Below are 281 nucleotides of genomic sequence, written 5' to 3'. Positions count from 1 at the left end.
CACAACCATGGTGACAACCTCCTACACCGTGATAACGGTATAGAGGGTAGCGCATGCTCGTGGGCTTACGGCGCCTCGTGAAAATGTTGATAGCCGCGCACGACCGGGGTGATGTCTTGCCCAGTGGCGTCGAGCAGCGTCACGCCCTGCCCTGCCTCGACCCGGCCGATCACATGGATCGGCCAGCCGTTCGCCAACAAGGGTGCCAACTCGGCGCGGGGCAAGGTGAAGGCCAGCACGTAGTCGTCGCCCCCACTCAGCGCGGCAACACGGGCTTCATC

General features: G+C 63.7%; 1 pseudogene. It reads right to left on the bottom strand.

The annotated features are described in order from the left end of the window. Window positions 1-65: 65 nt before the first annotated feature. Window positions 66-281 (bottom strand): annotated as a pseudogene (locus tag KZZ04_RS18855) (thiamine-phosphate kinase); the annotation flags it as partial.

Source organism: Pseudoalteromonas sp. CR1 (assembly GCF_019392235.1).
Lineage (GTDB): Bacteria > Pseudomonadota > Gammaproteobacteria > Enterobacterales > Alteromonadaceae > Pseudoalteromonas.
This window is presented reverse-complemented; position numbering and strand designations above follow the sequence as displayed.